The organism is Streptomyces nojiriensis, from assembly GCF_017639205.1.
Lineage (GTDB): Bacteria > Actinomycetota > Actinomycetes > Streptomycetales > Streptomycetaceae > Streptomyces > Streptomyces nojiriensis.
This window is the reverse complement of the sequence record NZ_CP071139.1, coordinates 2,009,652-2,028,203: the sequence shown is the minus strand read 5'-3', so window position 1 is coordinate 2,028,203 and position 18,552 is coordinate 2,009,652. Positions and strand designations below refer to the sequence as shown.

The 18,552-nt window shown below is 71.5% G+C and carries 21 protein-coding genes; 10 read left to right on the top strand and 11 right to left on the bottom strand.

The features are described 5' to 3' along the window. Positions 1-11: 11 nt before the first annotated feature. On the bottom strand, positions 12-896 hold the full coding sequence (locus tag JYK04_RS09475; RefSeq protein WP_189746093.1) for a helix-turn-helix domain-containing protein: 885 nt from the start codon (positions 894-896) through the stop codon (positions 12-14). Between the two features lie 196 nt (positions 897-1,092). Here JYK04_RS09475 and JYK04_RS09470 point away from each other — a divergent pair, with 196 nt between their 5' ends. After that, positions 1,093-1,542, top strand: a complete 450-nt coding sequence (locus JYK04_RS09470; RefSeq protein WP_189746091.1) for an ATP-binding protein — start codon at positions 1,093-1,095, stop codon at positions 1,540-1,542. A 105-nt stretch (positions 1,543-1,647) separates the two neighbouring features. On the opposite strand, the gene JYK04_RS09465 is transcribed toward JYK04_RS09470, so the two are convergent. Beyond that, entirely contained in the window at positions 1,648-2,040 is a 393-nt protein-coding gene (locus JYK04_RS09465) for a VOC family protein (protein ID WP_189746089.1), read from the bottom strand. A 313-nt stretch (positions 2,041-2,353) separates the two neighbouring features. On the opposite strand from JYK04_RS09465, the gene JYK04_RS09460 reads away from it, so the two are divergent. The 7 genes from JYK04_RS09460 to JYK04_RS09430 all read left to right on the top strand — a co-directional run bounded on the left by JYK04_RS09460 (position 2,354) and on the right by JYK04_RS09430 (position 8,801). Further along, complete coding sequence (locus tag JYK04_RS09460) at positions 2,354-2,656, top strand: urease subunit gamma (protein WP_030011137.1); 303 nt, start codon at positions 2,354-2,356, stop codon at positions 2,654-2,656. 16 nt (positions 2,657-2,672) lie between these two features. After that, positions 2,673-2,984 (top strand): urease subunit beta, encoded by a 312-nt coding sequence (locus JYK04_RS09455; RefSeq protein ID WP_189746087.1) that lies wholly within the window; start codon positions 2,673-2,675, stop codon positions 2,982-2,984. Continuing rightward, positions 2,977-4,698 carry an urease subunit alpha gene (locus JYK04_RS09450; protein ID WP_189746081.1) on the top strand — a complete coding sequence of 574 codons (1,722 nt, stop codon included), beginning with the start codon at positions 2,977-2,979 and terminating at the stop codon, positions 4,696-4,698. The genes JYK04_RS09455 and JYK04_RS09450 overlap by 8 nt, the downstream gene beginning before the upstream one ends. 16 nt (positions 4,699-4,714) lie before the next feature. After that, complete coding sequence (locus JYK04_RS09445) at positions 4,715-5,389, top strand: urease accessory protein UreF (RefSeq protein WP_189746078.1); 675 nt, start codon at positions 4,715-4,717, stop codon at positions 5,387-5,389. Positions 5,390-5,410: 21 nt separating this feature from the next. After that, positions 5,411-6,106, top strand: a complete 696-nt coding sequence (ureG, locus tag JYK04_RS09440) for an urease accessory protein UreG (protein WP_189746076.1) — start codon at positions 5,411-5,413, stop codon at positions 6,104-6,106. A gap of 74 nt (positions 6,107-6,180) precedes the next feature. Then, the gene (locus JYK04_RS09435) at positions 6,181-6,945 is read left to right on the top strand and encodes an urease accessory protein UreD (protein ID WP_189746247.1); all 765 of its coding nucleotides are present in this window, start codon (positions 6,181-6,183) and stop codon (positions 6,943-6,945) included. 182 nt (positions 6,946-7,127) lie between these two features. Next, the gene (locus tag JYK04_RS09430) at positions 7,128-8,801 is read left to right on the top strand and encodes an alpha/beta hydrolase (RefSeq protein WP_189746074.1); all 1,674 of its coding nucleotides are present in this window, start codon (positions 7,128-7,130) and stop codon (positions 8,799-8,801) included. Between the two features lie 28 nt (positions 8,802-8,829). Here JYK04_RS09430 and JYK04_RS09425 read toward each other — a convergent pair whose 3' ends face one another. The 6 genes from JYK04_RS09425 to JYK04_RS09400 all read right to left on the bottom strand — a co-directional run bounded on the left by JYK04_RS09425 (position 8,830) and on the right by JYK04_RS09400 (position 14,117). Next, entirely contained in the window at positions 8,830-9,540 is a 711-nt protein-coding gene (locus JYK04_RS09425) for a lysophospholipid acyltransferase family protein (RefSeq protein WP_189746072.1), read from the bottom strand. A gap of 84 nt (positions 9,541-9,624) precedes the next feature. Continuing rightward, a complete protein-coding gene (locus JYK04_RS09420; RefSeq protein WP_030010293.1) occupies positions 9,625-9,783 on the bottom strand; it encodes a hypothetical protein in 159 nt (52 codons plus the stop codon). A 32-nt stretch (positions 9,784-9,815) separates the two neighbouring features. Next, positions 9,816-10,778: a cytochrome c oxidase assembly protein gene (locus JYK04_RS09415; protein ID WP_189746070.1), complete on the bottom strand. Its 963-nt coding sequence runs from the start codon at positions 10,776-10,778 to the stop codon at positions 9,816-9,818. A 103-nt stretch (positions 10,779-10,881) separates the two neighbouring features. After that, positions 10,882-11,907: a 6-phosphofructokinase gene (locus tag JYK04_RS09410; protein ID WP_189746068.1), complete on the bottom strand. Its 1,026-nt coding sequence runs from the start codon at positions 11,905-11,907 to the stop codon at positions 10,882-10,884. A 215-nt stretch (positions 11,908-12,122) separates the two neighbouring features. Then, positions 12,123-12,851 (bottom strand): type 1 glutamine amidotransferase, encoded by a 729-nt coding sequence (locus tag JYK04_RS09405; RefSeq protein WP_189746066.1) that lies wholly within the window; start codon positions 12,849-12,851, stop codon positions 12,123-12,125. A gap of 27 nt (positions 12,852-12,878) precedes the next feature. Next, positions 12,879-14,117, bottom strand: a complete 1,239-nt coding sequence (locus JYK04_RS09400; RefSeq protein WP_030010289.1) for a MurT ligase domain-containing protein — start codon at positions 14,115-14,117, stop codon at positions 12,879-12,881. Between the two features lie 124 nt (positions 14,118-14,241). On the opposite strand from JYK04_RS09400, the gene def reads away from it, so the two are divergent. Then, positions 14,242-14,796: a peptide deformylase gene (def, locus tag JYK04_RS09395; RefSeq protein WP_189746064.1), complete on the top strand. Its 555-nt coding sequence runs from the start codon at positions 14,242-14,244 to the stop codon at positions 14,794-14,796. A 199-nt stretch (positions 14,797-14,995) separates the two neighbouring features. Here def and JYK04_RS09390 read toward each other — a convergent pair whose 3' ends face one another. Further along, on the bottom strand, positions 14,996-15,640 hold the full coding sequence (locus tag JYK04_RS09390; protein ID WP_030011804.1) for a TetR/AcrR family transcriptional regulator: 645 nt from the start codon (positions 15,638-15,640) through the stop codon (positions 14,996-14,998). Positions 15,641-15,856: 216 nt separating this feature from the next. Here JYK04_RS09390 and JYK04_RS09385 point away from each other — a divergent pair, with 216 nt between their 5' ends. Continuing rightward, on the top strand, positions 15,857-17,086 hold the full coding sequence (locus JYK04_RS09385) for an acyl-CoA dehydrogenase family protein (RefSeq protein ID WP_150256329.1): 1,230 nt from the start codon (positions 15,857-15,859) through the stop codon (positions 17,084-17,086). A gap of 56 nt (positions 17,087-17,142) precedes the next feature. Here the strand turns inward: JYK04_RS09385 and JYK04_RS09380 are convergent, their stop codons facing one another. Beyond that, entirely contained in the window at positions 17,143-17,916 is a 774-nt protein-coding gene (locus tag JYK04_RS09380) for an LppU/SCO3897 family protein (RefSeq protein WP_189746057.1), read from the bottom strand. 50 nt (positions 17,917-17,966) lie between these two features. Beyond that, complete coding sequence (locus tag JYK04_RS09375) at positions 17,967-18,404, bottom strand: SRPBCC family protein (RefSeq protein WP_189746055.1); 438 nt, start codon at positions 18,402-18,404, stop codon at positions 17,967-17,969. Between the last annotated feature and the right edge of the window lie 148 nt (positions 18,405-18,552).

The window sequence follows — 18,552 nt, the reverse complement described above, 5'->3', positions numbered from 1 at the left end:
GGGGTGCCTCCTTACGCGTCGTCAGCGAGTGAGCTGATGAGATCCGACGAGTCCTGGGGCGGGAGGGCGTGCGCCTGGATGGTGCGGAACGCGGCGCCGTACGCCTCAAGGTCTTCCTTCCGCTCCAGATAGAGGCTACTCGTCAAATGGTCGAGTACCACCACATCCAGATCGGCGATGTCCGGAAATGAAAAAATCACGAACGGTCCGGTCAGGCCGAGATGCCCTCCGACGCTGAACGGCAGTACCTGAAGGCGTACTTGAGGCAGCTTCGACACCACCGCCAGGTGCCGCAATTGCTCGGCCATCACCCCGGGCCCGCCGATCTGCCGGCGCAGCACCGCCTCGTCCAGTACGGCGCTCAGCTCCAGCGGGGGATCGGCCCGCAGCACCGACTGCCGGGCCAGCCGTACGTCGACCAGCGCGTCCACCTTCGGCTCCGGCAGCCCGCCCAGCGCGGCCCGGGTCACCGCCCTCGCGTACCCGGGGGTCTGCAGCAGCCCCGGCACCACGGACAGCTCCACGGTACGGGCCGACCTGGCCCCCGCCTCCAGGCTGATGAAGTCCCGGTACTCCTGCGGCAGCAGCCCCCGGTAGTCGTGCCACCACTGGCGGCCGCGCCCGGTGTCGCCCGCCGGGCCGGGGCCGGCGGCCGAGACCGACAGCGCCTCCAGCAGCGCCCGTTGCTCCGGGCTCACGATCTCCCCGTAGGCGTCGAGGAGGAGCCGGATGTCCTCCGGCTTCACGCCGCTGCGGCCTGTCTCGATGCGGCTGATTTTCGACTGGTGCCATCCCATGATCCGGGCCGCCTCACCACTGGTGAGACCGGACCGGTCACGCAGGGCACGCAGTTCCTCGCCGAGCTTGCGTCGGCGCACCGCGGGACCGTGCTGCACACCCGCCTCCTTCCACCGGCACACCTCGCACCAGTTTGCCGTTCAAATAAGCTCTTCCGTAGCAGAGTTCACCGCATTGGGCGACAGATATATGCATCTCTTGGGGGAAAGCCGGATGTGACGGCACGATGAGTGGCACTCTGGCGTCCAGCACAGATCCGGGGCTTTTCGCCCCGGTGGGAAAGGGACCGTCGCCATGGCAGATCACCAGGAAGCATCCGTTACTCTGCCGAGCGATCCCGCCTCGGTCGCCACTGCCCGACGCTATGTCGCGGAGGTGCTGGGCGAGTGGGGACTCCCCGATGACGCCGACACCGCCGACAGCGTCCGCCTGATCGTCTCCGAGCTCGCCACCAACGCCGTACAGCACACTTTCGGCCAGTCGCCCACCTTCACCGTCGACGTCCGGCTGGAGCGCCAGGAGTGGTTGCGCGTCGGGGTGACGGACAGCCACCCGCGCTGGCCCAGGAGGCTCCCGGCCGCCGTCCAGCAGGACAACGGCCGGGGCATGGTCATCATCCGCTGGCTGGCGGCGGAGGCGGGCGGCAGGCTCTCGGTCACCCCGACCGAGGACGGCGGCAAGACGGTGTGGATCGCACTGCCCTGGAGCGTCGGGGCCCCGGCGCGGAGCGCCACCGGCCGCTGACCTGCCGGAGCAAGCGCGGCACCCGGGCCCGGGCCCGGGACCTGGACTCGAGCCCGGCTCGGGCCCGGCCGCAGACCCGGACCCCGACCCGGACTCGGACTCGACTCAGGCGAGGCCGCGTTCGCCCGCGCTGCGCTCGATGCACAGCTCGTTGCCCTCGGGGTCGGCGAGCACGACCCAGCCCGCGACACCGTCCGCGGCGCGGCGGTCGTCCACGAGCTTCGCGCCGAGCCCGATCAGGCGCTCGACGGTCTCGTCCCGGGTGCCGGTCGGCGGCTGGATGTCCAAGTGGACCCGGTTCTTGCCCGACTTGCCGTCCGGGACCCGGATGAACAGCAGCCCCGGCACACCGGGCTGCCCGGGTTCCAGCAGGACCTCGTCGTCCCCTTCCACGTCGTCGGGATGCATCGTGAAACCGGTCACCGCGGCCCAGAACTCGGCGACCCGGTAGGGGTCGAGGGCGTCGAAGGTGATGTGCCGGACGGGATTGATGAACATCTGTCTCCTCGATGGGGATGCGTGCGCGGAGCCGTATACGGAGTCGGGCCCGTCGGGCACCGGAGTTGAACCGGGTACCTGCCCGAAACGTGGGTTAACTCGGCGGAAAAGCGCAGCGCTTAGCGTGGCGGCCAGGTTCGACCGCCAACGATCATCCATGATCCGGTAAAGCGGCGGTGGTCGGGGCGGAAAGCCTTTCCCAGTGTTGGGCAAGAGATGCTTGGTTCGGATATGCGCAGGTCAACAAAGTGTTGAAGGCCGGTAGGGTCGCCCCGCTCCTTGTTGATCTTGTCCCGGAAGCTTGGTGATACGAGTGCAACTGACACCGCACGAGCAGGAGAGACTGCTCATCCACGTGGCCGCCGACGTGGCCGAGAAGCGGAGGGCGCGCGGAGTCCGCCTCAACCATCCGGAGGCGATCGCGCTGATCACGTCGCACCTCCTGGAAGGGGCCCGCGACGGCCGGACCGTGGCGGAGCTGATGGCCTCGGGCCGCACCGTCCTGACCCGCGAGGAGGTCATGGAGGGGATCCCCGAGATGATCCACGACGTCCAGGTCGAAGCGACCTTCCCGGACGGCACCAAACTCGTCACGGTCCACGACCCGATCGTCTGAAACGGAGTACCCCCGCATGATCCCCGGCGAAATCGCCTACGGGGACGGCCCGGTACCCCTCAACGAGGGCCGTCCCGTCACCCGTCTCACCGTGCTCAACGCGGCCGACCGGCCCGTCCAGGTCGGCTCCCACTACCACTTCGCCGAAGCCAACCCCGGCCTCGACTTCGACCGCTCCGCCGCCCGCGGGCTCCGGCTCAACGTCGCCGCCGGGACGGCCGTCCGCTTCGAACCGGGCATCCCGGTCGCGGTGGAACTCGTACCGCTGGCGGGCCTGCGCACCGTACCCGGGCTGCGCGGCGAGACCGGAGGGCCGCTCGATGGCTGAGCTCTCCCGCCAGGTGTACGCCGACCTCTTCGGGCCGACCGCCGGCGACCGGATCCGGCTCGCCGACACCGACCTCTTCGTCGAGATCGAGCAGGACCTCAGCGGCGGCCCCGGGCGCGCCGGCGACGAGGCCGTCTTCGGCGGTGGCAAGGTGATCCGCGAATCCATGGGGCAGGCCCGCACCACCCGGGCCGAGGGCGCCCCCGACACCGTGATCACCGGGGTCGTCGTCCTCGACCACTGGGGCATCGTCAAGGCCGACCTCGGCATCCGCGACGGCCGGATCTGCGGCATCGGCAAGGCCGGCAACCCCGACACCATGGACGGGGTCGACCCCGCACTGGTCATCGGTCCCGAGACCGAGATCATCGCCGGTAACGGGAAGATCGTCACCGCCGGTGCCATCGACGCCCACGTGCACTTCATCTCCCCGACGGTCATCGAGGAGGCGCTCGCCTCCGGGATCACCACCCTCGTCGGCGGCGGGACCGGACCGGCCGAAGGCAGCAAGGCCACCACCGTCACCCCCGGGCCCTGGCACCTGGCCCGGATGTTCGCGGCCCTGGAGGCCTACCCGGTCAACATCGGCCTGCTCGGCAAGGGCAACACCATGTCCCGCGAGGGGATGCACTCCCAACTGCGCGGCGGCGCCCTCGGATTCAAGATCCACGAGGACTGGGGGGCCACCCCCGCCGTCATCGACGCCTGCCTCTCGGTGTGCGAGGAGACCGGCGCCCAGGTCGCCATCCACACCGACACGCTCAACGAGGCCGGGTTCGTCGCCGACACCCTCGCCGCCATCGCCGGGCGGACCATCCACTCGTACCACACCGAGGGCGCGGGCGGCGGGCACGCACCCGACATCATCACCGTGGTCTCCGAGCCGAACGTCCTGCCCAGCTCCACGAACCCCACCCGGCCGCACACCGTCAACACCGTCGAGGAGCACCTCGACATGCTGATGGTCTGCCACCACCTCAACCCGGCCGTCCCCGAGGACCTCGCCTTCGCCGAATCGCGGATCCGGCCCTCGACCATAGCGGCCGAGGACGTACTCCACGACCTCGGAGCCATCTCCATCATCTCCTCCGACTCCCAGGCCATGGGCCGGGTCGGCGAGGTCGTGCTGCGCACCTGGCAGACCGCCCACGTGATGAAGAAGCGGCGCGGCTTCCTCCCCGGCGACGGGCCCGCCGACAACCACCGGGCCCGCCGCTACGTCGCCAAGTACACGATCAACCCCGCGGTGGCCCAGGGGCTCGCCCGCGAGATCGGCTCGGTCGAGACCGGCAAACTCGCGGACCTGGTGCTGTGGAACCCGGCCTTCTTCGGGGTCAAGCCCGAACTCGTCATCAAGGGCGGCCAGATCGCCTACGCGCAGATGGGCGACGCCAACGCCTCCATCCCCACCCCGCAGCCCGTCCTGCCCCGGCCCATGTTCGGCAGCCACGGCCGCGCGCCCGGCCTCAACTCCCTGAACTTCACCGCGCAGGCCGCGCTCGACGACGGACTGCCCGAACGGCTGGGACTCGGCAAGCAGTTCGTGGCCATCGAGGGCACCCGCAAGCTGAGCAAGGCCGACATGCGCAACAACGACGCCATGCCCAGGGTCGAGGTCGACGCCGACACCTTCACGGTCACCATCGACGGGGAGGCCGTGGAACCGGCGCCCGCGGTGGAACTGCCCATGGCCCAGCGCTACTTCCTGTTCTGAGACGAGGTCCTTGCCGATGAGCCGCGCCGCGCTGCTCGTCCTCGCCGACGGCCGCTTCCCCGCCGGAGGGCACGCCCACTCCGGCGGGGCCGAGGCCGCCTGCAAGGCGGGCCGGATCCATGACGCCGCCACCCTGGAGGACTTCTGCCGGGGCCGGCTGCACACCGCCGGCCTCACCGCCGCCGCGCTCGCCGCGGCCGCCGCCCTCGGGCTCGACCCGGCCGTGCTCGACGCCGCCGCCGACGCCCGCACCCCCTCGCCGGCGCTGCGCACCGCGGCCCGGCGGCTCGGGCGGCAGCTGCTGCGCGCCGCCCGGGCCACCTGGCCCGCCGCCGAACTGGAAGCCCTGGCCGCGGCGTTCCCCCGCGGGGCCCACCAGCCCGTGGTGCTCGGCGTCACCGCCCGGGCGGCCGGGCTCGGGCCCGGGGACGCCGCGCACGTGGCGGCGTACGAGAGCGTCGGCGGACCCGCCACCGCGACCGTACGGCTGCTGGGCCTGGACCCCTTCGAGGCGAGCGGGGTACTGGCCCGGCTCGCCCCCGAGCTGGACGCCGTCGCGGCCCGGGCGGAGCGGGCCGCGCTGCGGGCCCGCTCCCAGGGCCCCGACGCGCTGCCGGCGGCCTCCTCGCCGCTGCTGGACATCTCGGCGGAGGTCCATGCCGACTGGCCGGTCCGGCTCTTCGCTTCCTGATCCCTGAAGGAGACACCCCCCATGCACCTCGACCACGCCGTCGCCTATCCCCACCGGCACACCCACAGCGCCGCCCCCCTGCGGCCCGACGGCACCCGGCGGGCCCTGCGCATCGGACTCGGCGGACCCGTCGGCTCCGGCAAGACCGCCACCGTCGCCGCCCTGTGCCGCGCGCTGCGCACCGAACTGTCCATGGCCGTCGTCACCAACGACATCTACACCCGCGAGGACGCCGAGTTCCTGCTCCGCGAGGCAGTCCTGCCGCCCGAGCGGATCACCGCCGTCGAGACCGGGGCCTGCCCGCACACCGCCATCCGCGACGACATCTCCGCCAACCTGGAGGCCGTGGAGGAACTGGAGGACGCCTTCCGGGAGAACGGCCGACTGGACCTGATCCTCGTCGAGTCCGGCGGGGACAACCTCACCGCGACCTTCTCCCGCGGACTCGTCGACGCCCAGATCTTCGTCATCGACGTGGCCGGCGGGGACGACATCCCGCGCAAGGGCGGCCCCGGCGTCACCACCGCGGACCTCCTCGTCGTCAACAAGACCGACCTCGCCCCCCACGTCGGCTCCGACCTCGACCGGATGGCCCGCGACGCCGCCGCCCAGCGCGGCGAACTCCCCGTCGCCTTCCAGTCGCTGCGCGGCCCGGAGGGGGTCGCCCCGGTGGCCGCCTGGGTGCGCGAGCGGATCGCCGCCTGGTCCTCGCGATGAGCGGCGCGAGCGCCACCGACACGGCGCCGGCGCCCACGCCGGTCCCGGCATCCTCCGTGCCGGTCACGCCCGCGATGCCCCCGGCGGGCCTGCGCGCCACCGCCCGCATCCACGCCGTCGCCGACGGACGGGGCGGCACCGCCCTGCCGCTGCTCGCCGGGGAGGGACCGCTCGCACTGCGCCGCACCCGCTCGGCGTCGGGCGCCGACGCCGGGGTCATGCTGGTCGGCGCGATGAGCGCCCCGCTCGGCGGGGACCACCTCACCGTCGAGGCCACCGCCGGGCCCGGGGCGCGGCTCACCCTCGCCTCGGCCGCGGCCACCCTGGCCCTGCCCGGCCGGACCGGCGAGCCCGCGCGCTACGACGTACACCTCGTCCTGGAGGACGGGGCGTCCGTGCGGTGGCTGCCCGAGCCGCTGGTCTCGGTGCGCGGCAGCGACCTGCGGGTGCGCACCCGGGTCCGACTCGCCCCCACGGCACGGCTGGTGCTGCGCGAGGAGCAGGTACTGGGCCGCACCGGGGAGGTTCCGGGCCTGCTGCGCAGCCGCCTGACCGTCGACCGCGGGGGCCGCCCGCTGCTGGACCAGGAGCTCGCCTGCGGCCCCGGCGCGCCCGGTGGCTGGGACGGCCCGGCGGGCCTGGCCGGGCACCGGGCGCTCGGCCAACTCCTCGTCGTGGACCCCGCCTTCGCCGAGGATCCACCCGCCGCGGCGGTCCTGGGGGAGTTCGCCGCGGTGACGCCGCTGGCCGGCCCGGCCGTCCTGGTGACGGTCCTGGCCGCGGACGCCCTGCTCGTGCGCGAGCTGCTCGACGAGGCCTGCCACAGCTACGGGTGGTGAAAGCGGGACGCATCAGGCACCGCTCAGCGGTACACGCCTTTCCGGTTATCGGGTTGGCAAAGAAGTCGATCGGGACCTGTCGCCGGGTCCCGGTCAGACGACAGGATCCCCCTGCACGCCGACGACCGAACCCGACCAACCCGGCCGCCCACGGCGGTACCTGACGCAGGGGGAACAACCACGTGATACGCAACGCGGCGCTGGGGAGCGCCGCCACACTGATCACCGGCACACTCGCGGCGAGCCTGCTGCTGGCCCCGCCGGCCGCGGCGGCCTCCGCCGGCAGCGACGGCAGGCTCCCGGAGGCACTGGGCGTCCAGATCGCCGCCGCCCGCGCCGCCCGTACCGGCATCGACTGGAAGGACTGCCCGGCGGACTGGGGCTTCGAGAAGCCCATCCAGTGCGGATGGGTGAAGGTCCCGCTCGACTACGCGAAGCCGTACGGCAAGACCATCGACATCGCCGTCGACCGCATCGGCAGCACGGGGACCAAGGAGGAGCGCCAGGGCGCGCTCGTCTACAACCCCGGCGGCCCCGGTGGTTCCGGCATGCGCTTCCCGCGCCGGGTCACCACCAAGAGCCCGCTGTGGGTCAACACCTCCAAGGCCTACGACTTCGTGGGCTTCGACCCCCGCGGCGTCGGCCACTCCGCGCCGATCTCCTGCATCGACCCGCAGGAGTTCGTCAAGGCCCCCAAGGCCGACCCGGTCCCGGACTCCGAGGCCGACAAGCGCGCCCAGCGCAAGCTCGCCGCCGAGTACGCGGACGGCTGCAAGGAGCGCAGCGGCGAGATGCTGCCGCACATGACCACGCCGAACACCGCGCGCGACCTCGACGTGATCCGGGCCGGCCTCGGCGAGAAGAAGCTGAACTACCTCGGCGTCTCCTACGGCACCTACCTGGGCGGGGTCTACGCGACCCTCTTCCCGGCCCACGTGCGCCGCATGATCGTCGACAGCGTGGTGGACCCGTCGCAGGACAACATCTGGTACGAGGCCAACCTCGGCCAGGACGTCTCCTTCCAGATGCGCTGGAACGACTGGCAGGACTGGGTCGCCAAGAACGACGCCGTCTTCCACCTCGGCGACACCCGCGCCAAGGTCGAGGCCAAGTGGCAGGAGCTGCGCGCCAAGGCCAAGGCCAAGCCGCTCGGCGGGATCGTCGGACCGGCCGAGCTCATCGGCTTCTTCCAGGGCGCCCCGTACTACGACTCCTCCTGGGTGCCCGTCGCCCAGACCTTCGCGGCCTGGGCGGCCGGTGACGAGCAGGCGCTGATCGACGCCATCGCCCCGGACATGACGGACATCAAGGGCAACGCGGCGTCGGAGAACGGCAACGCCGTCTACACCGCCGTCGAGTGCGCCGACGCGAAGTGGCCCACCAGCTGGTCCAAGTGGGACCGGGACAACAGCAAGCTGCACCAGAAGTACCCGTTCCTGACCTGGTCCAACGCGTGGATGAACCTTCCCTGCGCGACCTGGAAGGCCAAGCAGAGCACCCCGATCGCGGTCGGCGCCAAGCACGGGCTGCCGCCCGTACTGATCGTCCAGTCCGAGCGGGACGCGGCCACGCCGTACAAGGGCGCGGTCGAGCTGCACCGCCGCCTCGCGGGCTCGCGGCTGATCACCGAGAAGAGCGCGGGCTCGCACGGTGTCACCAGCCTGCTGAACCCCTGCATCAACACCCGGGTGGACGCCTACCTGCTCACCGGCAAGGTCGACGCCAAGGACGTGACGTGCGCGCCGCACGCCACCCCGGTGGCCCCGGCTCCGGCCGCGGCGAAGTCCCTGTCCTCCGACGCGCCGGCCGAGTCCTCGGTCCTTCCGGCGCCGGAGGAGCTCCCGGCCGTCCGTTAAGGGACGGCGGGAGCGAGCGGGAGAAGGCTCAGCGCGCGGTGCGCCGGGCCTTCTTCCGCGCTTCCTCCTCCTCGGCCTTGACCTCGGCCGCGTACCGGTCGACGTACTCCTGGCCGGACAGTCCGAGGATCGCGTACATGATCTCGTCGGTGACCGCCCGCAGGACCGCCCGCTCGCCCTCCATGCCTGCGTAGCGGGAGAAGTCCATCGGCTCGCCGAAGCGGATCGTCACCCGCCGGATCTTCGGGATCTTCTTCCCGGGCGGCTGGATCTCGAAGGTGCCGACCATCGCGCAGGGCACCACGGGCACCCGGGCACCCAGCGCCATCGCCGCGACACCCACCTTGCCCTTGTAGAGCCGGCCGTCGTGCGAGCGCGTCCCCTCCGGGTAGATGCCCAGCAGCTCGTCCTTGGCCAGGACGGCCAGCCCCTCGCGCAAGGCGGCCTGCCCGGCGTCCTTGCCCGAGCGGTCCACGGGGATCTGCCCGGCGCTGCGGAAGAAGGCGGCGGTGAGCCGGCCCTTGACCCCGGGGCCGGTGAAGTACTCGGCCTTCGCCAGGAAGGTGATCCGCCGCTTGAGGATGGCGGGCATCAGGAAGTGGTCGGAGAAGGACAGGTGATTGCCCGCGACGATGGCCGCACCCTCGGCCGGGATGTTCTCCAGACCCTCGATCCGGGGTCTGAACAGCAGCCGCAGCAGGGGGCCGAGCAACACGTGCTTGAGCAAGTGGTAGAACACCAGGCCGCTCCTGTCGATATCCCGTTGTCACAGCCATTTTACGGACGGTGAGCCACGGGGTGCAGGGGGCGGACGGGACCTTGCTCAGACATTGCGCGTGGCGGCCATGCCGGCGGTCAACAGCCCCAGCACCACCCAGCCGAACCACAGCCAGCCGTTGCTGCCGAGGGCCACGGAATACGTGGCGACGGCCACCAGAGCGGCGAAGGTCATGACGGCCATCGCCTTAACGGATCCGGTCATGCCCCATGGTGGCGCCGGAAGGTGGTGTCGCGCTACTGGCCACGCGCGCGGAGCGAGGCGAGATACGCGTTGTAGGCCGCCAGCTCCTTGTCGCCGTTGCGGTCCTCGGCCCGGTCGGACCGCCGCGCGGCCCGCTGCTCGGAGTGGTACCACTGGTAGACGAGGGCGATCAGGACCAGCACCGAGGGGATCTCGCTGAAGGCCCAGGCGATGCCGCCGCCCCACTGCTGGTCGAGCAGGGGGTCGATGCCGAGGGACGCCGGCGGGTTCGCGTACGTCTTGATCATCGGCTGGCTCGCCATCATCAGGGCGATGCCGAAGAAGGCGTGGAAGGGCATGCCCGCGAAGAGTTCCAGCATCCGCATCACGTAGCCCGGCCGGTGCGGACCCGGGTCGATGCCCATGATCGGCCAGAAGAAGATGAGACCCACCGCGAGGAAGTGGACCATCATCGCGATGTGCCCGGTCCGGCTCTCCATCAGGAAGTCGAAGAGCGGGGTGAAGTACAGGGCGTAGAGGCTCGCGATGAACATCGGGATCGTGAAGGCCGGGTGGGTGATCACCTTCATGTACCGGCTGTGCAGCAGCATCAGCAGCAGCTCGCGCGGCCCCTTGCTACCGCGGGCGGCGGGCGGCAGCGCACGCAGCGCCAGCGTCACCGGGGCTCCCAGCAGCACCAGGATCGGGGTGACCATGCTGATCACCATGTGCTGGACCATGTGCACGCTGAACATGACCATGCCGTAGTCGTTCAGCTTGGTGCACATCACGAGGATCACGGTGAGCACGCCCACGGTGAAGGCGATGGTCCGGCCCAGCGGCCAGGAGTCCCCGCGCCGGCGCAGCCGCAGCACGCCCCACCCGTACAGGGCGAGCCCGACCAGTGAGGCGATCAGGAAGAAGGAGTCGAAGGAGAACTCCAGCCCGCGCCCGAGAGTGAACGGCGGCAGGTCCATGTCCATGTGCATGTCCATGCCGTGCCCGCTGTGATCCATCTGTTCACTCCCTTGACCGTGATGCCCCACCACAGTAATGCCGCCCCCGTACGCTCTTGCGCGCGGGGGCGGCCCAGGATAGAAGGGGCGTACAAAAGGGACGTCAGAGAACCGTCTGCGCCTCGTCGTAGCGGTCGGCCGGAACGGTCTTGAGGGTCGAGGTCGCCTCGGCGAGCGGCACCATCACGATGTCCGTCCCGCGCAGCGCGGTCAGCATGCCGAACTCGCCCCGGTGCGCCGCCTCCACCGCGTGCCAGCCGAAGCGGGTGGCGAGGACCCGGTCGTACGCGGTGGGCGTGCCGCCGCGCTGGACGTGGCCCAGGATCACCGGCCGGGCCTCCTTGCCCAGACGGTGCTCCAGCTCCACGGCGAGGCGGTTGCCGATGCCGGCGAACCGCTCGTGCCCGTACATGTCGACGCCGCCCTCCTCCAGGTCCATCGACCCGGGGCGCGGCTTGGCGCCCTCGGCGACCACGACGATCGCGAACCGCTTGCCCGCGGAGAAGCGCTCGCCGACGATCTCCGTCAGCTGCTCGATGTCGAAGGGGCGCTCCGGCACGACGATCGCGTGCGCGCCGGCCGCCATGCCCGAGTGCAGGGCGATCCAGCCCGTGTGGCGGCCCATGACCTCGACGACCATCACGCGCTGGTGGGACTCGGCGGTGGTCTTCAGCCGGTCCAGCGCCTCCGTGGCCACCCCGACGGCGGTGTCGAAGCCGAAGGTGACGTCCGTCGAGGCGATGTCGTTGTCGATGGTCTTCGGGACGCCGACGATGGGCAGACCGGCCTGCGAGAGCAGGTTCGCCGCCTTCAGGGTGCCCTCGCCGCCGATCGGGATGATCGCGTCGAGGCCGAGGTCCGCGACGTGGCCGCGGGCGCGCTCCACGCCGTCGCGCAGGTGCGCGGGCTGGACCCGGGAGGAGCCGAGGATGGTGCCGCCGCGGGCGAGGATGCCGCCGACGGCGTCGAGGTCGAGCTTGCGGTAGTCCGCCTCCAGCAGGCCCTTCCAGCCGTCGAGGAAGCCGATCACCTCGTCGCCGTGGTCGACCACGGCACGGTGCACGACGGAGCGGATGACGGCGTTGAGACCGGGGCAGTCGCCACCGGAAGTGAGCACACCTATGCGCATGGCAGGAACGGACCTTTGCAACGTGGGCCGACGACCGGACCACGTCGTCCGGTTGGAACTACGGCCACCCTACAAGCGTCGGAGAGGTGGGCTGAACCATCCTCCACATGCTGGTCGTACTCGTCGTGCGAAACCACGTCGGCCCGGTTCCCCCTAGGGAAAACCGGGCCGAACACATGATGCGGGGGCCGCCCCGATGAGCGGTCCGCGGGGCGCTACGCGGGCTGCGTCGCGGCGGCGATGCGCTCCGCGCGCAGCGCCTCGTACCACCGGTCGTCTATGGCCGGCAGCGCGTTCACGTCGAGGGCCAGCTTCAGCAGCAGGTCCGCGATGTGCGGGTTGCGGGCCATCACGGGACCGTGCATGTACGTGCCGAACACCGTGTCGTTGTACGCGCCTTCGGTGCCGTCACCGGTGCCGTTGCCACGGCCCATGCTCACCCGGGCGAACGCCTTGGCCGTCGGGCCGAGGTGGGTCACGCCCTGGTGGTTCTCGAAGCCCGTCAGCTGCGGCAGGCCCAGGCGCGGGTCGATGTCCCCGAGGACGTCGCCGACGCACCGCTCGCCCTCACCGCGCACGGTGACGACGTCCAGCAGGCCGAGGCCCTCCTGGCGCTGGCCCTGGTCGTTGACGAATTCCTTGCCGAGGATCTGGTACCCGGCGCAGACGGAGAAGACGATCGCCCCGTTCGAGACGGCCCGCTCCAGGCCGCCGTCGCGCAGCAGGCGCTCCGCGGCCAGGCGCTGCGGCCGGTCCTCGCCACCGCCGATCAGATAGATGTCGCCCGAGGTGGGGATCGGCTGGTCGCTGCGCACGTCCACGCGCTGCACGTCCAGGCCGCGCTGGCGCGCCCGGCGTTCCACCACGAGGGCGTTGCCCTGGTCTCCGTACGTGCTCAGCAGGTCCGGGTAGACCCACACCAGACGCAGGCTGTTGTCGCTCATGCTCTTGTGTCCTCTGAGGTATGAGTACTAGTTGCCGACGCGGCGGCGCACGTCCTGGAAGGCGGTGTAGTTGGCGATCAGCTCGATCTGTCCGGGCGGCGCGAGCTGCACGGCCTCGTCGAGGGTGTCGCACACGCGGAAGTCCAGGCCCGCGACCTCCAGGCGGACCGCGAGGTCCAGCTTGCGGTCACCGATCACGAAGATCGGGTGACCGGCCAGCCGCGGGTAGTCCACGTCCCACAGCCAGGAGGTGTCGGTGCCGTCGGCGCCGCGCGCGTTCACCGAGAGGATCACCGGGGTCGGCGGGGGATCGATCAGCGAAAACGTTTCGAGCCAGCCCGCCGGGTTCTTCGCGAGCAGCAGCCGCAGCTCGCGGCCCTGGAAGCTCACCACGTCGTAGCGGCCGGCGACGGCCTGCACCTGGTACATCCGCTCCAGCGCCACCTGCGGCGGGACGCCGAAGACGGCGGCCACGGCGGCCGAGGTGGCGGCGTTGGCCTTGTTGGCGCGGCCGGGCAGCTGGAGGTGGATCGGCCAGGCCGAACCGTGCGGGTCCAGGACGTGGTCGCCGGAGAGCACCCAGGTCGGGGTCGGGCGCCGGAATCCGCACTCGCCGCAGAACCAGTCGTCGCCCGGGCGCTGCATGACACCGCCGCAGGAGGGGCACGACCAGGCGTCGTCCTTCCACTCCTGGCCGGCCGCGACCCACACCACGTTCTGGGAGGAGGAGGCGGACCACACGATCAGCGGGTCGTCGCAGTTGGCGACGATGACCGCCTTGGAGCCCTGGAGCCCCTCGCGCCACTTCTCCGCGAGCATGCGGGTCTCGGCGGCGCGGTCCAGCTGGTCGCGGGAGAGGTTGAGCAGGGCGATCACCTTGGGGGTGACGTCCCGGGCCACTCCGGCCAGGTACTTCTCGTCGACCTCGATGACGCCGTACTTGGCGTCCGAGCCGCCGGCCAGCGCGGACGTGATGCCGGCCGGCATGTTGGCGCCGAGGGCGTTGGAGACGACCGGACCGCTGGCCCGCAGGGCCTCCGCGATCAGTCGGGTCGTCGTGGTCTTGCCGTTCGTCGCGGAGACGAGGACGACATCGAGATGTTGCGCCAGCGCGCCGAGAAGATCGGGGTCGAGCCTGAGTGCGACCTTGCCACCGATCACCGATCCGCTTCCGCGTCCCGCGGCCCGCGACACCGCCGCCGCGGCCTTGCCCGCCGTCACGGCCAGCTTGGCCCGCGGCGAAAGCGGCTCCGTGTTGCCTGCCATCGTCCCTTGTCCTCCTTGCGTCGGTCGGCCCCAGCCTATCCAGTACCGGCCGGAGCCTTGACCGCGGCGCCCCCCGCCCCGCCGCGGATCTCCTCATATAGTCGCCCGTCGTAGGGTTGAGGCCATGCGACAGCGCCCCATTCCCGGTACCGCCGGCCTCGTCCGCACCATGAGCCTGCTCGGCGATCCGGTGCTCCACTCCGCGTGCGCGGAAGTCACCGAATTCGGCCCGGAACTCGACCGGCTCATCGAGGACATGTTCGCCACGATGTACGCCGCCGAGGGTGTCGGGCTCGCCGCGAACCAGATCGGCGTCGGACAGCGGGTGTTCGTCTACGACTGCCCCGACGACGAGGACGTCCGCCACGTCGGGCACATCGTCAACCCGCGGCTGGTGACGGCCGACGGGGACGAGTTCCTGGGGCCGGAGGGGTGCCTGTCCCTGCCGGGGCTGGAGGCGGGGACGGTCCGCTACGACCACGCGGTGGTGGAAGGCGTCACGTCGGACGGGGCCGCCGTCAAGATCGACGGGACGGGGTTCTTCGCGCGGTGCCTGCAGCACGAGTGCGACCACCTCGACGGGACGGTGTACGCGGACCGCGTGACGGGCCTGCGCGCCAGTCGCCTGCGGCGCGCCATCCGGAAGACCACCTGGGGAGCGGAGGCGCTGCGCGGCTAGCCCACCGTTGCCTCCGGTTTCGCCGGGCGCATCCCAGCCTCGCCAGGGGGTACCTCCCAGCGGTAGCTGGGGGAGTTTGAGGCGCCGGTCCGGGCGGAGCCCGGTGCCCGGCGGAGCCGGGTTTCCTGGGGCTCCGCCCCAGACCCCGCGCCTCAAACGCCGGCGGGGCTGGAGGTGGCCGGCGAGGCTGGATGTGCGGCTAGAAGCCCGGGCCGTCCTTGCGGTTGCCGGCGGTGGCCAGGCGGCCCCAGAGCAGGTCCGTGAGGCCCGCGACCAGGTCCGCGCGCTCGCAGGGGCGTTCGCCCAGCCACCAGTCGCCGGCCGCGTGCATCATGCCGACGATGCCGTGGCCCCAGATCCGGGCGAGGCGCTCGCCCCCCGGGCCGAGGTCCACCCGTTCGCCGATCACCTCGGCCAGCTCCTCGCCGAGCCGGCGCAGCAGCGGGGCCGAGTGCAGGCCGACGTCGAAGCCGCGTTCGGCGCTGTGGGAGTCCTCGGCCGGGTGCATGAGGAAGCGGTAGACCTGCGGGCGGGCCTCGATGGCGGCAAGATAGGTGTCGAGGGTCGCCTCCACCCGGCGGCGCCGCTCGGCAGGGGCGTCGAGTGCGGCCCGCAGCGAGTCGAGCAGGGCGTCGGTGTGGCGGACGGCGAGGGCCTGGTAGAGGCCCGCCTTGTCCCCGAAGTGCCGGTAGAGGATGGGCTTGGTGATGCCGGCCTCTGCCGCGATCGCGTTCATGGAGGCTTTGGGGCCGTCCCTGAGCACGACCCGGTCGGCGGCTTCGAGCAGCTCCCGCCGGCGGCGTTCGGCCGCTCCCGGCTCGCCGGCCTGCTGAGTGGTCTCCATGACGTGTTTCTCTCCCCGCCCTTGCGATGTGCGTGACGCCCACGCAACGTAACACCCCGCACACCCTGTCGATCGAATCGGAGGTCACCCCGTCCGCCGTCGTGGCCGGTGCGGACGGTGCTTGACAGTGCTTACTCACCGGTAACACACTGTGGTCTTCGCGTAGGTTACCGCTAGTAACTTCCGCAGGGCCGAGTACAGACAGGTGGAGGGGACATGGCGGAGTTCACCATGGAGCTCAACGACGACCAGAAGCAGGTACGGGACTGGATCCACGGCTTCGCCGCCGATGTGATGCGTCCCGCGGCCGCGGAATGGGACGAGCGCGAAGAGACTCCCTGGCCCGTCATCCAGGAGGCCGCCAAGGTCGGCATCTACTCGCTGGACTTCTACGCCCAGCAGTTCTTCGACCCGACCGGGCTCGGCATCCCGATGGCGATGGAGGAGCTCTTCTGGGGTGATGCGGGCATCGCGCTGTCCATCGTCGGCACCGGACTCGCGGCCATCGGCGTCGTCGCCAACGGCACCGAGGAGCAGATCGGCACCTGGATCCCGCAGATGTACGGGACCCCCGACGACGTGAAGGTGGCCGCCTTCTGCTCCTCCGAGCCGGACGCCGGCTCGGACGTCGGCTCGATGCGCACCCGGGCGGTCTACGACCAGGCCAAGGACGAATGGGTGCTCAACGGCACCAAGACCTGGGCGACGAACGGCGGCATCGCCAACGTCCACATCGTGGTCGCGGTCGTCGATCCCGCGCTGGGGACCAAGGGGCACGCCTCCTTCATCGTCCCGCCGAACACCCCCGGCCTGTCCCAGGGCCAGAAGTTCAAGAAGCACGGCATCCGCGCCTCGCACACGGCCGAGGTGGTGCTGGAAGACGTGCGGATCCCCGGCTCCTGCCTGCTCGGCGGCAAGGAGAAGCTGGACGAGCGCCTCGCGCGGGCCCACGAGCGCGCCCGCAGCGGCGGCGGCGAGCGCGTGAAGAACGCGGCCATGGCCACCTTCGAGGCCTCCCGGCCGGCGGTCGGCGCGATGGCCGTCGGTACCGCGCGCGCGGCGTACGAGGTGGCCCTCGACTACGCGAAGACCCGTACCCAGTTCGGCCGCCCGATCATCGACAACCAGGGCGTGGCCTTCCAGCTCGCCGACATGCGGACGCAGATCGACGCGGCCCGGCTGCTGGTGTGGCGGGCGTCCTGGATGGCGGTGGCGGGCCGGCCGTTCGAGTCGGCGGAGGGCTCGATGTCGAAGCTCTTCGCGAGCGAGGTCGCCAAGAAGGTCACCGCCCAGGCGGTCCAGATCCTCGGCGGCAACGGCTTCACCCGTGAGTACCCGGTGGAGCGCATGCACCGGGACAGCGCCATCTACACGATCTTCGAGGGCACCAGCGAGATCCAGCGCCTGGTGATCGCCCGCACGATCTCCGGCATGCCGATCCGCTGACGCGGGCCCGCGGACGAGAGCTCCCGGACGCCCCACGGTGTCCGGGAGCTCTCGCGTCACCGGGGCAGGGGAGTGAGGCAGGTGAGCGTGGAGCCGTCCGGGCCGTACTCGGCGCCGGCGACCCGGTCGAGCGGGGCGCACCGGTCGCCGGACGACTCGAGGCGCTTGCTGACGCGGTACTCGGCGCGCGGCGAACCGCAGTCCCGCACGTGCAGCCGCAGCCGGTCCCCGTCCCACTCGTTGCCGACGCACTGGCCCACCGACAGGGTCGGCGTGCCGTCACCGACGAGCAGGGCGACCCCGATCAGTGCGGGGATCCCCAGCAGGACGAGCAGCACCGGTGCGAGGAACAGCAGGACCGGGGCCCGGCGCCACATCGGCTTGCCCGGGTCGAGGGCGGGCCGGAAGCCGCCCGCCGGGGGAGCGAGCTTGCGGAAGGACGCCCGCGGGCCGAGGTTCATCAGCAGGGTCACGGGCGTGATGAAGACGGACAGCGGCCCCCACCAGCCTTGCCACAGGGTGTCCGAGGACATGCGGCGGTAGGTGGCGAGGCCGCAGTCGCGGCAGAACGGTCCGCGCAGGCTCAGGAACCGCATCAGCAGGATCAGGCCCTGGTGGCCGCGTACGGTCGCGTGCGCGGCGGGCCAGGCCCCGCACAGGCGGCAGCCGTACCGGCCCGGCTCGGGGTGCGCGCCGTACGCGCCGTACGCGCCGTAGGGCTGCGGTCCGGCATGCCCGGGGCCGGCCGGGCCGCCCTGCTGCGGGACGGGCGCGGCGTAGGGGTTGTACGGGCCGGCGCCCTGCTGCTGCGGCTGTGGCGGAGTGGCCACGGAGATCTCCTCGGTCGCTTCGTGATCACCGGCACGGTGATCACGAAACCCTAAGGCCGCAGCAGGCGTGCGAGGGCCCGGCCGAAGAGGAGCCGGCCCGCCGCCGCGACCACGGGATCCAGGGCGCGGGGGAGGCCGCGCAGGCGCAGCTCCTCCCGCCAGTGGATCTCCGCGCCGCCCGCGGCGAGGGGGCGGATCTCGATCTCCGCCCAGCCCGTCACCGACCGGCCGCGCTTCTCCAGCCGGACCAGTCCCGGCAGATCCTCCGCAGGGGGTCGCCATTCGACGACCTCCATGCGATCGTCGAATGTGATCCTGCTCACGCCCGTCCGCGCCGTGAAGATCGTTCCGACGCGGGTCGGGGGTGCCGTCTCCATGATCGTCCGGGTGAGCGGGACCTGCGCACCGTGGCGCTCCCAGTCCGTGAGCTTCGGCCACGCCTCGACCGGTGCCAAAGACGTGCGGTGAACGATCCGAATAGCGGGCATGAGCGCATGGTAAGCGGGCATACACACCCTGAACTGGACGGCCGATATGGGTTCCGTCCGGGGGCGGCGATCAGTAATACTCACCGCCACCGTGGATCGCGGAATCGACCGGGTGACCACCGGCGCTCCCGCCCCACTTCGCGAGGAG